The 13,552-nt window shown below is 63.7% G+C and carries 10 protein-coding genes; 7 read left to right on the forward strand and 3 right to left on the reverse strand.

What is annotated here, in order from left to right; all coding sequences use genetic code 11:
* Positions 1–37: 37 nt before the first annotated feature.
* A complete protein-coding gene (locus ACVWNW_RS07965) occupies positions 38–3,598 on the reverse strand; it encodes an RCC1 domain-containing protein (protein ID WP_454482123.1) in 3,561 nt (1,186 codons plus the stop codon).
* 324 nt (positions 3,599–3,922) lie between these two features.
* Here ACVWNW_RS07965 and ACVWNW_RS07970 point away from each other — a divergent pair, with 324 nt between their 5' ends.
* Entirely contained in the window at positions 3,923–4,762 is an 840-nt protein-coding gene (locus tag ACVWNW_RS07970; RefSeq protein WP_454483444.1) for an aldo/keto reductase, read from the forward strand.
* Positions 4,763–4,882: 120 nt separating this feature from the next.
* Here the strand turns inward: ACVWNW_RS07970 and ACVWNW_RS07975 are convergent, their stop codons facing one another.
* Complete coding sequence (locus ACVWNW_RS07975) at positions 4,883–5,593, reverse strand: GTP pyrophosphokinase (protein WP_046322765.1); 711 nt, start codon at positions 5,591–5,593, stop codon at positions 4,883–4,885.
* Positions 5,594–5,744: 151 nt separating this feature from the next.
* Between ACVWNW_RS07975 and miaB the strand changes: the two genes are divergently transcribed.
* Genes miaB through ACVWNW_RS07990 form a run of 3 tightly spaced genes read left to right on the forward strand, consistent with a single transcriptional unit; the run spans position 5,745 to position 8,692 of the window.
* Positions 5,745–7,145, forward strand: a complete 1,401-nt coding sequence (gene miaB / locus ACVWNW_RS07980) for a tRNA (N6-isopentenyl adenosine(37)-C2)-methylthiotransferase MiaB (protein WP_454482125.1) — start codon at positions 5,745–5,747, stop codon at positions 7,143–7,145.
* Entirely contained in the window at positions 7,132–8,136 is a 1,005-nt protein-coding gene (gene miaA, locus ACVWNW_RS07985) for a tRNA (adenosine(37)-N6)-dimethylallyltransferase MiaA (protein ID WP_454482127.1), read from the forward strand. Before miaB ends, miaA begins: the two co-directional genes overlap by 14 nt.
* Positions 8,137–8,170: 34 nt before the next feature.
* A complete protein-coding gene (locus tag ACVWNW_RS07990) occupies positions 8,171–8,692 on the forward strand; it encodes a MerR family transcriptional regulator (protein WP_454482129.1) in 522 nt (173 codons plus the stop codon).
* A gap of 10 nt (positions 8,693–8,702) precedes the next feature.
* On the opposite strand, the gene ACVWNW_RS07995 is transcribed toward ACVWNW_RS07990, so the two are convergent.
* The gene (locus ACVWNW_RS07995; RefSeq protein ID WP_454482131.1) at positions 8,703–9,434 is read right to left on the reverse strand and encodes a Fic family protein; all 732 of its coding nucleotides are present in this window, start codon (positions 9,432–9,434) and stop codon (positions 8,703–8,705) included.
* A 100-nt stretch (positions 9,435–9,534) separates the two neighbouring features.
* On the opposite strand from ACVWNW_RS07995, the gene ACVWNW_RS08000 reads away from it, so the two are divergent.
* The 3 genes from ACVWNW_RS08000 to ACVWNW_RS08010 all read left to right on the forward strand — a co-directional run bounded on the left by ACVWNW_RS08000 (position 9,535) and on the right by ACVWNW_RS08010 (position 13,513).
* Positions 9,535–12,234: an FtsK/SpoIIIE family DNA translocase gene (locus ACVWNW_RS08000; protein ID WP_454482133.1), complete on the forward strand. Its 2,700-nt coding sequence runs from the start codon at positions 9,535–9,537 to the stop codon at positions 12,232–12,234.
* A gap of 107 nt (positions 12,235–12,341) precedes the next feature.
* Positions 12,342–12,947, forward strand: coding sequence for a CDP-diacylglycerol--glycerol-3-phosphate 3-phosphatidyltransferase (gene pgsA, locus ACVWNW_RS08005; protein ID WP_046322772.1), 606 nt, complete (start codon positions 12,342–12,344; stop codon positions 12,945–12,947).
* Between the two features lie 11 nt (positions 12,948–12,958).
* Entirely contained in the window at positions 12,959–13,513 is a 555-nt protein-coding gene (locus ACVWNW_RS08010; RefSeq protein ID WP_046323724.1) for a CinA family protein, read from the forward strand.
* The last annotated feature ends 39 nt before the right edge of the window (positions 13,514–13,552 follow it).

The raw sequence follows: 13,552 nt of genomic DNA on the forward strand, positions 1-13,552 counted from the left end.
GGTCAGGGCGGGGGATTGATACGCGTCCTGGCCTCTTTTATTCGGGCGAAGCGTGTGACAGCTGTTGCTGTTCTCTTCGGTGACGGCGGGATGCCAGGACCCCGCCCATGCTGGTCATGCCGGTGGTCAGGACGAGCAGGATGCCTTCCCCTCCGGCCTGGGGGAGTACGCCCGCAGGCGTGTACGTGTATTTGAGGGAGGTGTCCGGCTGCTGGGGTGCGCCGCACAGCGTATAGTCTACGCTGACCGTGACCGTGCTCGGCAGGTGTTCGGGCGTGGTCACGGTGACGCTGTTGCCATCGCCGCTGGTCAGCCCTGATACGGGGGTCTGGTCGAACCAGACATCAGTGATCACCAGCTGCAGTTTGAAAGCCACTGGCACAGGAACACTCGAGCTGCTCGTGGTGCCGTCGCCGAGCCGTCCAGAGTCGTTGCGTCCCCATGCTTTGGTGTTTCCGTCCGTGTCGATGGCCAGCGAATGCTGGTCACCGGCGATTATTTGCACGGCGTGCAGCCAGGGGCCGGCCTTGCTCGAGGACTGCTCGGAGGCGAGCACCTTCACAGGGTAGGAATAGTAGCCGCTGGTTGCGTTGTTGCCGAGCTGGCCCTTGTCATTGTTTCCCCAGGCGTAGGCGTATCCGTCGCTGCCCACGGCCAGCGAATGCTCGTATCCGCCGTCCACCTGCGTGGCTCGCAGTCCTTTATCATCGTCATTAGGGCTGGCGGGGTCGCGCACGTGCACAGGAACAGTTGAATCCGTTGTGCTGTTGTTGCCGAGCTGACTACAGTAGTCGAATCCCCAAGCGTAGGCGTATCCGTCACTCCCTACAGCCAGCGAATGAGAGTATCCGCCGCTGATCTGGATGGATTGTAGTCCTTTGCTTGCGTCCTCGGGGCTGGCGGGATCGCGCACCCGGACAGGAACAGGATTCGCATTCTCGCCGCTGATGCTGTTGTTGCCGAGCTGCCCATTTTTGTTGTATCCCCAGGCGTAGGCGTAACCGTCGCTGCCGATTGCCAGCGAATGCCTCCATTCCGCGCTCACCTGAATGGCTTTCAGTCCTTTGCTTGCGTCAGCGGGGTCGCACACGTGCACAGGAACATCAGACGGATGGTTGTTGTTGTTGCCGAGCTTGCCATACTCGTTGTATCCCCAGGCGTAGGCGTGTCCGTCGCTGCCCACGGCTAGCGAATGAGAGTATCCGGCGCTCACCTGTACGGCTTGTAGTCCTTTGCTTGCGTCCTCGGGGCTGGCTGGGTCGCGCACCCGAACAGGAACAGGATTCGCATTATTGCCGCTGGTTGTGTTGTTGCCAAGCTGGCCATACGGGTTCCATCCCCAGGCGTAGGCGTATCCGTCGCTGCCTAAGGCCAACGAGTAATAGCTTCCAGCGCTGACCTGCACGTAGGTGAAATCCGCCGGCAGGTCCGTATACGTCTTACGATCAGGCTTCTTCACCATGACTGGTGTATGCCGGCTGGTGGTCGTGCCGTCGCCGAGCTGGCCATACCTGTTGTCGCCCCACGCGTAAGCGTTCCCGTCACTGCCCACAGCCAAGGAAAAACCATAGGGAATACTGCTGTCGTTTTTTGATCCGCTGATTTGGTTGAATCTGACGCCTCGACTCGTGTTGTCAGGCGGGGTGATGGTGGTGGTTTCGTTGCCCAGCTGGCTGCCCCTGTCGGGGTTGATGGTCCATCTGCCTGGCGTCCATTTGGCGGTGAGGGTGAGGTTCTGGGTGACGGGTTTGCTGAAGTCGTAGGCGACCTGCCCGGTGAACCATCCGTCGAACTGGTAGCCGTCGCGTACCGGGTCGGGGGAGGGTCGTTTGGCCCTGCCGTACGGGTAGGTGACCTGCTGGTCTGCGGGTTTGGTGTTTGCTTCGCCTGTGTCGAAGGTGACTGTATGGGTGGTGTCTGTAGTGGTGTCTCTGGTCAGGGTCTGGTCGACCGTGTAGTCCAGGCTCCTGGTGAAGGGCTGGCCGTATTGGTTGCCGGTGATGGTGATGGGGGCTGGTCCGGGCTTGCGGGCGGGCATGTCCGTCTGCCAGGCGTCGCCGGTGTTGGTGAGTGTGAGCGTCTGGCCGTCCAGGCTGGCTGTTTCCAATGTGGGCGCGGTGCTGGTGTCGAGCTTGGATGGCTTGCCGGGCTTGCCTTGAGCGTCCGGGCTCCACTGGTATAGGCTGCCTTGTCTGCTGATGGCGGTGATCCTGCCGTCGGCTTCGGCGGCCTGCGTGTACTGCTGGCTGCCGTCGTCCGCCCGCTTGGGTGCCTCGCCGGGCTTCCAGGCCCGGATGCAGCCGTCCGTGCCGGTGATGATGGCCTGGTCCTTGTCGCCGGCGATCCTGCCGGCTTTCATGCTTTCCGGCAGGCTGGCGGCTGTTATTTTGGTCGAGCCGTCGGCCAGGTACCAGGCGTGTCCGTCCGCGTCCAGGAGGATGAACCCCTTGTTGAGGGCTTGGGCTTGGATGATGCGCCTGCCCTGGCCCTGCATGACGCGTTCGAGTTCGGCTTTCCCAATCTTGCTCGTCTCCCAGGTCCAGGCCTGCCCGTCCGCGTCCAGGATGAGGATCCGCTGGTCGGAGGCCACGGCGGTCACGGCATGCGCCTGCCCGGGAAGGCCGGCCCTGACCTGCTGGGTGAATTCCGGGGTCTGGTCCTGGCTGCCGGCCTGGTAGGCGTGGACGTATCCCTGCCGATCCACCGCCAGGAGGCGGTCGTCATTCATGCTGATGCTGGTGAACCCGGTGTTCCGGTCGGTATTGAGGATCGTGGGCGTTGCTTGTTGGCTGGTCCAGGCGTAGATCCGCTGGTCGGATCCCAAAGCGGCCTGCAGTCCGCTGCCGGCTGCGGCCTGCAGGTAATGGAACCCGCTGGGAGCCCGGGCGGGGAAGGGAACCTGTTTGGGCGGGCTGTCTTTCGTCCATGTGTAGATGCGGCCGTTGCCGGTCAGGCCGACGGTCTGGCCGCCTACTGCGTGGATGCTGACGTAGTACGGCTTCTGCAGGCCGGGCGGGCTGATGGTCAGCCTGGTGCCGGAGGCGGGACCATGGTCCGGACTCAGCGTCCAGTCCGTGGTTTTCGACCACCGGGCTTTCAGAGTCGTGTCCTGGAGGATGGGGGTCCGCAAGTCGAAAGGCTGACCGTCAAGCGTCCACCCGTCGAACCGGAAGCCCTCACGCTGAGGATTGTGTTCCGGAGGGGAGGCGAGAATCCCGGTCTTCACGCTCGCCTGGGTTGGCTTGCTCCCGTCGGCCGGGTCGAAACGCACCGTATGCGAGGCCTGGTCATCCGTCTGATCGGATGGCTTGTCTGAAGCGGAGTCTGTGTTTTCTGGTGTGCCCGTTGGTGATGACGATGTTGTAGCGCTCGGCGTGGGGTTCAGCGGCGAGGCGGTTTCCAGAGGTGAGGGTGAAGACAGGGGGGTGCTGGGTGTGCTGCTGGGGAGAGAGGCGGGATTTTGCTCAGCTACGCGAGGGCCTGATCCGGCGGGTGCAGGAGCGTCCGCTTGGGCGGATGCGACGCCCAGGCCCGCCAGCAGGCCCAGCAGGACAATCATCATCGCACAGATGCGACGCAGACGGGAAACCAGACGCATGAAACCAACCCCCCACCGGCACCATGCAGAATCAGCGCCGTTTGCCTCCTAAAGTTCTGCCTGTCGGAAGCCCTTCTGCCTGCCGACGTAAGATGTGTATCAGATTGCGCGAATCCCGGCGGAAGCCAGTCGTCTCTCGACATCCCGCCCTTTACCCTACCACCAAGACAACAGATAATGTGCGAGTTGTAAATGCATAAAGTTAGGCGTGTGCAGCAGCCGCCAATCGATAAAGTCGTGATTGGCATTTTTCCATCTTGCCTGCCAGCTAGAATGAACACAACACGTCGCGACCTTCGATTGGTCGACAAGGAGTATGCCTATATGACAGGAAACGTCACCGATACCGTCACCACCCTCAACAACGGGGTCAGTATTCCTCAGCTGGGGCTCGGGGTCTTCCAAACGCCCGATGGCGAAGCCACCAGCCAGGCCGTCACCTGGGCTCTGCAGGCTGGTTATCGCCACATCGACACGGCCATGATCTACGGCAACGAGCAGTCAGTGGGGGAGGGTCTGCGTCGCTCTGGTGTAGACCGGCGGGATGTCTTCCTGACCACCAAGCTTTGGAACGACGATATCCGTGCAGGGCGGGCCAAGGAGGCCTTCAAGGAGAGCCTGGACCGGCTGGGCGTGGACTACCTGGACCTCTACCTGATTCATTGGCCCGCCAAGGGCTGGCAGCAGGCTTGGGAGGACATGGAGGAGCTTTACACCCAGCGGCGGGTGCGGGCCATCGGGGTCTGCAACTTCCAGAAGCACCACCTGGACGAGCTGCACACCATCAGCGGCACCAAGCCGGCGGTCGACCAGATCGAGTCCTCGCCCCAGTTCGTCAACGACGACCTGATCGACTACTGCCATGGCACCCTGCGCGTGGATGTGGAGGCCTACAGCCCCCTGGGCGGCACCGGCGGCAACCTGCTGGCCGACCCCGAGCTCAAGGCCATGGCCGAGCGCTACGACCGCTCCCCGGCACAGATCGTGCTGCGCTGGCACCTGCAGCGCGGGGTCATCGTCATCCCCAAGTCCACCCACAAGGAGCGGATCGAGCAGAACGCGCAGGTCTTCGACTTCGAGCTGAGCGACGAGGACATGAAGGCCATCACCGCCATGAACAGGGACGAGCGCACCGGCGGGGATCCCGACAACTTCGACTTCTGAGTGATGGTGGTACAGGAGGAGACCCGACCTTGAAGGCGGGGCCTCCTCCCGGGACCCGGCAGAAGCCCCAACCCTTCCACCTGGCCTGATTCCTATGGTAAAGGATTTGTGAGGATTCAGCTAATCGTTATTCCCACTGATGGCTTCGTCGTCGGACTCCTGCTCCTGGGGCGAACCTGAAATGTCTCGGTGGATGGACTGCATCTGCACCTCGATGTTCTGCAGGGAGCGGGCGCAGTCCAGCAGGGTCTGCGAATGTTCGGCCAGGCGGGCGTCGGGCAGGTCGGACTTGTAGCGCAGCTGGTGCTCCAGGGAAGCCCAGTAGTCCATGGCGATGGTGCGAAACTGCACTTCGACCGGCGTGTAGTGGGGGCCCGAGGTCAGAAAGACCGGCACGGCGTAGATGACGTGCAGGCTGCGGTAGCCGTTCATCTTAGGGTTGCGGATGTAGTCCTTGACCCTCAGCACCTGGATGTCCGACTGGTCGGAGAGGTAGCGGGAGACCGAGTAGACGTCGTCCCGGTAGTTGCAGATGACGCGCACGCCGGCCACGTCGAAGATGTGATCGCGCACCGAGGGGATGGTGACGGGCAGGTTCTTGCGGTGCAGCTTGCCGATCAGGGAGTCCACGCTCTTGAGTCGACGCTCCATGTGGTGGATGGGGTTATGACTGAACCGGACCTGGAACTCGGTGTCCAGCACGTCCAGCTTGGTCGAAATCTCGTACATGGCCCCCTCGTAGGTCTGCATGAGATTGACGAATTCCGTTATCTCGTCGATGTCCAGCTTGGGACGGTCCTTTTCGTCCAAGTCTGACAGTCGCTGCTTCATTTCGGATGCGCTCATGGCACTGTTACGGTCAAGTATCACATGAACCTCCCATGCCGCCGTTCGTAACCAAGACTCATGGTACGCACAGGCCCCGATGGCCGCGGGACCCGACCTGCGCATACAATCATTGCTTATGGAAGCAGGCGAGGGTATGAGCGTGACCGCTCAGCGTAAGGACAGCAGGGGCGTCTACTATGTACGGACCCTGGGCTGCCAGATGAACGAGCACGATTCCGAGCGGATCGCTGGGGTGCTCCGGGACCAGGGCTACCAGCAGGCTACGCCCGAGCAGGTTCGCGCGCGCGAGGTGGATGTGATGGTGCTCAACACTTGCGCCGTACGCGACAACGCCACCCAGCGCATGTACGGGACCATCGGACGCTGGCACAGGTTCAAGCAGCACAAGCCCGACACGCGCATCGCTGTGGGCGGCTGCATGGCCCAGAAGGACCGGGAGCGGATCGTAAAGGCGGCGCCCTGGGTGGATGCGGTCTTTGGCACGAGGGACATTGGCTCGTTGCCCGGCTTGCTGGACAAGGCTCGCAGGGACGGGCGACCCCAGGTGGGGGTTTCGGAGGAGTTGCGGGATCTGCCCGGGAGGCTGCCGGCGGTCAGATCCTCGCGCTCGCAGGCCTGGGTGTCCATATCGGTCGGCTGCAACAACACCTGCACCTTCTGCATCGTGCCCTCCGTGCGCGGGCGGGAGCGGGACCGGTCCATGGACGACATTCTGCAGGAGGTTGAGGACTGCGTGCGATCCGGGGCCCGCCAGGTGACTCTGCTGGGGCAGAACGTAAACTCCTACGGCTGGTCCACGGGGGATCGCTACGCCTTCGCTCGGCTTCTGCGCGCCTGCGGCCAGGTGCCTGGGCTGGAGCGGATCCGCTTCACTTCGCCCCACCCTGCGGCCTTCACCGACGATGTGATCGCGGCCATGGCCGAGACGCCCACGGTCATGCACCAGCTGCACATGCCCCTGCAGTCGGGCTCGGACCGGATTCTGCGGGCCATGAGGCGCTCCTACCGGTCCCAGCGTTTTCTGGACATACTTGACAAGGTGCGGGCCGCCATGCCCGATGCCCTGATCACCACCGACATCATCGTAGGTTTCCCCGGAGAGACCGAGGAGGACTTCCAGGCCACCATGGATGTGGTGCGCCGGGCGCGCTTCTCATCGGCCTACATCTTTGAGTATTCGCCCCGTCCGGGCACGCCGGCCGCGCGCATGCCCCAGCTGCCCAAGGCCGTGGTTCAGGACAGGTTCGAACGGTTGCAGGCCCTGCAGGAGTCCATCACCATGGAGTACATGCAGGCCTTCCTGGGCAGGCAGGTGGAGGTACTGATCGGCGACGGGCACGGTCGGCATGACGGCAGCACCCATCGGGTGACCGGGCACGAGCGCACCGGCGTGCTGGTCCACGTCGGCGTGCCCAAGGGGATGCCTGCGCCAAAGCCCGGGGACCTCGTGACCTGCACCGTCACCCAGGCCGGACCCCACTATCTGATTGCTGATCCGGATCCCCAGGCGGGGCAGGTCTATGACATCCGCTGAACCCCGCATCGTCTCCATCGTGGGTCCCACAGCCTCGGGCAAGACCGCCCTGGGCGTGGCCCTGGCACAGGCTCTCCAAGCCCGCGGGCAGACGGCTCATATCGTCAATGCCGACGCCTACCAGATGTACCGGGGGATGGATGTGGGCACGGCCAAGCCTTCGGTAGGTGAGCGGCAGGCGGTGGTCCACCACCTGATCGACATCATCGAGCCGGAAGAGGCCATGAGCGTGGCCCGCTTCCAGGCCATGGCCCGGTCCCTGATAGCCGACCTGCGGGCTCAGGGAATCAGGCCCATTCTGGTGGGAGGCTCAGGGCTCTATACCCGGGCGGTCATCGACGATCTGTCCTTCCCCGGCACCGACCCGGCGGTCAGGGCCAGGCTGGAGGAGCGGGCCCAAGAGGAGGGACCCGGGCTGCTCTTCCGCGAGCTGCAGGAGCGGGACCCGGAGGCTGCGGAGCGGATGGACCCTCGGAATGTGCGGCGGACCGTGCGGGCTCTGGAGGTCATGGAGATCACCGGACGGCCCTATTCGGCCAGCCTGCCCCGGTACCGCTACCTGCTGCCCGCCCTGCAGCTGGGGCTGGACCTGCCTCGGGAGGAGCTGGACCGCAGGATCGACCAGCGCACCCAGGCCATGCGCGACCAGGGGCTGGTCGACGAGGTGAGCGGGCTGCGGAACCGCCTGGGGACCACGGCCTCACGCGCCCTGGGCTACCAGCAGATTCTGGACTACCTGGACGGCCGCACCGACCTGGATGCCGCCTTCGGTCTGATAGCGCAGAAGACCAAGCGCCTGGCCCGCAAGCAGATGGGCTGGTTCGGCCGGGATCCGCGCATCCACTGGCTGAATGCCTTGGCTCCGGACCTGGCCCGGCAGGCCCTGGAACTGGTGGACCAGGCTGACTGCGGCTGCTTCGACCAGACGGACGTCCAGACCGACCAGTCGGACCAGGGGAGGGTGACCAGACACCATCTGGGCGCGCTTTGACTTCAAGTACTTGAAGTTCCTAGGCTGGACGGGTATGACCACCATCACGCAGCCTCAGGCTCAAACTCAGCCCGACCAAACCCAGCCCGACCAGGGATCCGGTCCTTGGTACACCATCCGCCAGGCCTCGCTGATGTCAGGGATGCCGGAGACCACCCTGCGCTACTACGAGACCATCGGCATCATTCCGCCTATCACCAGGGACCCTTCGAGTGGCCACCGCTGTTACAACCAGGATGATCTGGACCTGCTGGAGACCGTCTCCTGCCTGAGTGCCACGGGCATGTCCCTGGAGCACATGCGGGAGTATCTGGGCAACCGCGCGGGGGGAGCCGAGGCCGCCGGACGGCAGATCGAGCTTCTGGCCGAGCAAGGACGGCGGCTGGACCAGCGGATGGCCGACCTGCGCGCGCGGAGGCGATATGTACAGCTCAAAATACAATACTGGGGGCGCGTCCGCGACCACGATCAGGCCGGGGCGACACAACTGATCAATCAGAGTGCCCCGATCATCGAGGCCGCCAAGCGCAGCGGCAACGAGCGGCTGCCAGGCTGAGGCTTTCGGCTCAGTGGGCCGGACCCTGGTCCCATCCGGCGATCAGAAATATACGGGTTGGGTTGACCGGGCGGACCATGCCTGCAATCAGTGCTTGCATGTCATCGATGTTGCCCCTGAGCGCTCGCTGCATGGCCCGGCGGTGGGTGATCGGATCAGCCCGTCCCCAGTCCAGGTCCCAGCCGGCATCGTGGGACAGGCGCGAGAGGAAGATGCGCAGGGTCATGCCGTTGCAGTCGGCGAAGGGGTGCAGGTAGGAGAGCTCATCGTAGTAGTGGGCCAGACGCTGCACGAAGACCGGACGGTCCAGGCTGGCCAGGTTGCATTCGGTAGCCAGTTCCTGACCGATGGCTGCTGCTCCCTGCTCCAGCATGGATGCCGGGTACAGACTGGCATCGTCGTCTGGTTGAGATCGGCGCAGGATCTGTTCTTCTGACAGGCCTGGCAGCAGTCGGCGGTGGATGGCCCGCAGCTCTGCGAGATCGCCCTCAGTCGCCCAAGGCCGCTGACAGACCAGGATGGTCCGCAGAAAGAGGGCATCCGTCGGGGCATTCGCCCCGGCGTTCATGCTGCCACCTTCGGTCTCCAAGCGTCGGGCCTGATCGGCCAGCGCCTCGGCCTGCCTTCTGCCCGCCATAAAGTCGCTGGCCACCTGAAGGGCCCAAGGACCGGGCTGACGGTCATCCAAAAGCAGGTTGCGCAGGGCGAAGGCCACGGCGCTCTGACGTTCGGCTGGTATCATGCCAACGATGCTAGCCCTGCAGGCCCCCGTCTGGAAGAGTTGTGCACACTGATCGGTCGGGCCCGACGCGGACTGGGGTTCTGGGTAGGCTGAAGGGGTTATGACACGTAAGCAGCAAGCAGACGCACGCGGTCGCGGCCGGACCACAACCAAGGAGAGCCAGGACTCGGAACCCTTCTGGCACAAGGCCTTGCTGGCCCTGCCCCGGGGCTTGGGATCCCTGGTGCGTGCGGTGGCCGGCAAAAATGGCGACAACTCCGCCTACCGCAAGGACGGGCTCTGCTTCGTGCTGGTCATTCTGGCCGTGCTTTTCTGTGCCAGCGAATGGTTCCGCGTCAACGGCTTCCTGGGGCGGGGGCTGCACGCCCTGGCTGCGGGCGTTCTGGGACTCTGCAGCATCATCCTGCCGGTGGTCCTGCTCTTTGCAGCCTTCCGGCTGGTCTGTTACACCGGGCGCGAGGCCGGCAACCTGCCTGTGGTGGGCGGTCTCATGATGGTGCTCTGGTCGGTCTGTTCCATTCTTGACGTGCTCATGGCCTCGGATTATCGCGGCTTCGACATGAAGGCCATAAGCGACTCAGGCGGCCTTCTGGGGTTTGCCCTGGGGTCGCCCCTGGCCTGGGGGCTGTCCAAGGTCTTCGCCGTCATCATCTTCGTCCTTGTGGCCGTTTTCGGTCTCTTCATCACCTTTAGATTCCATATGAGCGACCTGATGGCCTGGCTGCGAGGCAAGAGGACCAATGCCTCCAGCTCGGCTTCCGCTCCGACCGCTCCCAACGAGGTCAGGCTGGGTGATAATACCCTGCCCCTGGCTCCCGGCGTGCCCACCCACCAGGAGCCGGATCAGGAGGTTGCCAAGGACTCCGGCCGGGGCGGGTTGGCAGGATGGTTCAGTCGCTTGCTACATGGCCGTATCGGCAAGGATACGGACACCCATCTTGAGCGTTACGAGGCTGATGAGCCCTTCTCCCAGGCGGCTTCGCTGGAGGGGGCTGACCAGGGTGATCAGTTGGCGCAGGGTCCCGAAGCCGACCAGGTGTCCACGCAGAACATGCCTGCGGTGGAGGCCCCGGCTACGGCCGCCCTTCTGGATGCCAGGGAGCAGGGGCACCCCAAGGTGGATGCGGCCGCCCTGTCCGGCGTGGGAGCATCGGATCCATGGGCCGCTGCCGCAGCTGCAGCCGACACCGTGCAGATGGAAGCCCAGACCGCTCCGGGAGCAGGGGACCAGACCCAGGCTGCCGACGCTTCAAGCTCCTCCGATGACCGCCAGGTGGACGAGAGCCGGCCCTATGTGCTGCCCAGCACGGACCTGCTGGTCAAGGGCAAGCCCCACGCAGTCAGAACCTCGGCCAACGATGCGGTCATCAAGGCCCTGCAATCAACCTTCCAGCAGTTCGACGTGGACGCCAAGGTGGTGGGCTTCCTGCGCGGTCCCTCGGTCACCCAGTACGAGGTGGAGTTGGGCCCGGGCGTCAAGGTGGAGAAGGTCACCAACCTTCAGCGCAACATCGCTTACGCGGTGGCCAGCTCGGACGTGCGCATCCTCTCGCCTATTCCTGGCAAGTCGGCCATCGGCATCGAAATTCCCAACGTGGACCGCGAGATCGTCCACCTTGGTGATGTGCTGCGCTCCGACAAGGCCCAGCAGGACGACAACCCCATGATGACCGCTGTGGGCAAGGACGTGGAGGGCCACTATGTGACCGCCGACTTGACCAAGATGCCTCACCTGCTGGTGGCCGGTGCTACGGGTTCGGGCAAGTCAAGCTTCATCAACTCCATGCTGGTTTCGCTGATCATGCGGGCCACGCCGGAGCAGGTCCGCCTGATCATGGTGGACCCCAAGCGCGTGGAGCTGAGCGCCTACGCCGGCATTCCCCACCTGCTCACGCCCATCATCACCGAGCCCAAGAAGGCCGCCCAGGCCCTGGAGTGGGTGGTCAAGGAGATGGATGCCCGCTACGACGACCTGCAGTTCTTCGGATTCCGGCACATCAAGGACTTCAACAAGGCCGTGCGCGAGGGCAAGGTCCACGCCCCGGCCGGTTCCAATCGCAAAGTAGCCCCTTATCCCTACCTGGTCGTGGTCGTCGACGAGATGGCTGATCTGATGATGGTGGCCAAGAACGACGTGGAAAGCTCCATTCAGCGGATCACCCAGCTGGCGCGTGCCGCCGGCGTCCACCTGGTCCTGGCCACCCAGCGGCCTTCAGTGGATGTGGTCACCGGCCTGATCAAGGCCAACATTCCCTCCAGGCTAGCTTTCGCCACATCTTCCTCCACGGATTCCCGAGTCATTCTTGATGCCACTGGCGCTGAAACCCTGATCGGCCAGGGCGATGCCCTCTTCTTGCCCATGGGCCAGGCCAAGCCCACCCGTGTCCAGGGAGCCTGGGTTTCTGAGTCCGAGATTCGCAAGGCGGTGGATTATGTGCGCACCCAGCGCAAGCCCCACTACCGCGAGGACATTGAGCAGATGGCCGATAAGGCCGACCACAAGAATGAGATCCAGGAGGAGATCGGCGACGACATGGACGAACTGCTCCAGGCGGCCGAGCTGGTGGTGACGACACAGTTCGGATCCACCTCCATGCTCCAGCGCAAGCTGCGTGTGGGCTTCGCCAGGGCAGGGAGGCTGATGGACCTGCTGGAGTCGAGGGGAATCGTAGGGCCATCGGAGGGTTCCAAGGCCCGCGAGGTGCTCATTCAGCCGCCGCAGCTGCAGCAGGCTCTGGCCTTCATCCGCGGTGACGCCACCTCCATGGATCCCGCCCCGGATGAGCAAGCGCAGGGCTGAACATCGGTCCAAAAAGCTAGGCCTGGTCTACCGTTATGATGAAACTGCCGTCCGGCAAGTATTGTTGGACGGCCCGAGCGCACCAGTATCGCGTATAAGGAGTGGCAATGCAGGAGCATGCCGAGTCAGAGACCGGTCGTGAGAGGCGCAGGCTTCTCGAAGGATGGAATTCACCCCCAAATCTGGTCACCTACACCCGTATCCTCCTGGTCCTGGTCTTCATCGCCCTGGATCTGATGGCCGGTCCCTGGGGGGAGCGCAGGCCTGGTATGCGGTGGACCGCAGCAGTGCTCTTCATCCTCGCCGCCTCGACCGACAAGCTGGACGGGTGGCTGGCCCGCCGGTACAACCAGGTGACCGAGCTGGGCAAGCTTATGGATCCCATCGCCGACAAGTTGCTGATCTGCTCGGCGCTAGTTGTGGCATCCGTCTTCGGCGAACTCTGGTGGTGGGTCACCCTGCTCTTCCTGGTGCGGGAATTGGGCATTACCCTGCTGCGGGTCCTGGTCATCAATAGGCAGGGACGGGTCATCGCCGCTTCCCAGGCTGGCAAATACAAGACCTTGTTTGAATGCATCGGTCTGGGCATGCTCATGGTGCCCCTGTCGCCGGTCTGGCCCTGGTACCTGGTGACCACCCGCGTGGTAATTCTGGTGGCCCTGGCCCTCTGCCTCTATTCGGGAGCGGAATACGTGATAGGGATGCGGCGATGATTGGCAAGAGCATGCAGGGCCGCTGCGATGACCTGGCTGGAAGGATTATCGACACCTGCCGTGATTCGGGCCTGCTGCTGGCCGCTGCCGAATCGCTGACCGGGGGACTGCTGGCCGATGCTTTCGTCAGGATCCCCGGCGCATCAGACGTCTTCCTTGGGTCAGCCGTCACTTACGACATCGCCGCCAAGGCTGCCATCCTCAAGGTGGATCAGGACCTGCTGGCCACCCAGGGCGCAGTTCATCCACGCGTCGCCCAGGAGATGGCCGAGGGCACGGCCAGGCTCTACACCCGGCCAGGGCACGAGGACACGGTCATCGGCATGGCCACTACAGGTGTAGCTGGTCCGGGTCCTGATGGGGATGATCCAGCCGGACTGGTCTACATCGGTCTGGCCCTACCAGTCCGGGTGATGGGTGGCCGTATGGAGACTGGCCTTCAGTCCCATGCCTACCGGACCTATGCTTATGAGTTGCACTTGGATGGCGACCGGGAACAGGTGCGCAGGGGCACGGTCATGAGGATTCTGGACCAGCTGGATCGGGCCCTGCATTCGCGGGGCTGAGGGCATGATGTGGTAAGTTGCTTTTACAGCTTCTGCAAG

Source organism: Bifidobacterium sp. JNUCC 75, from assembly GCF_054819865.1.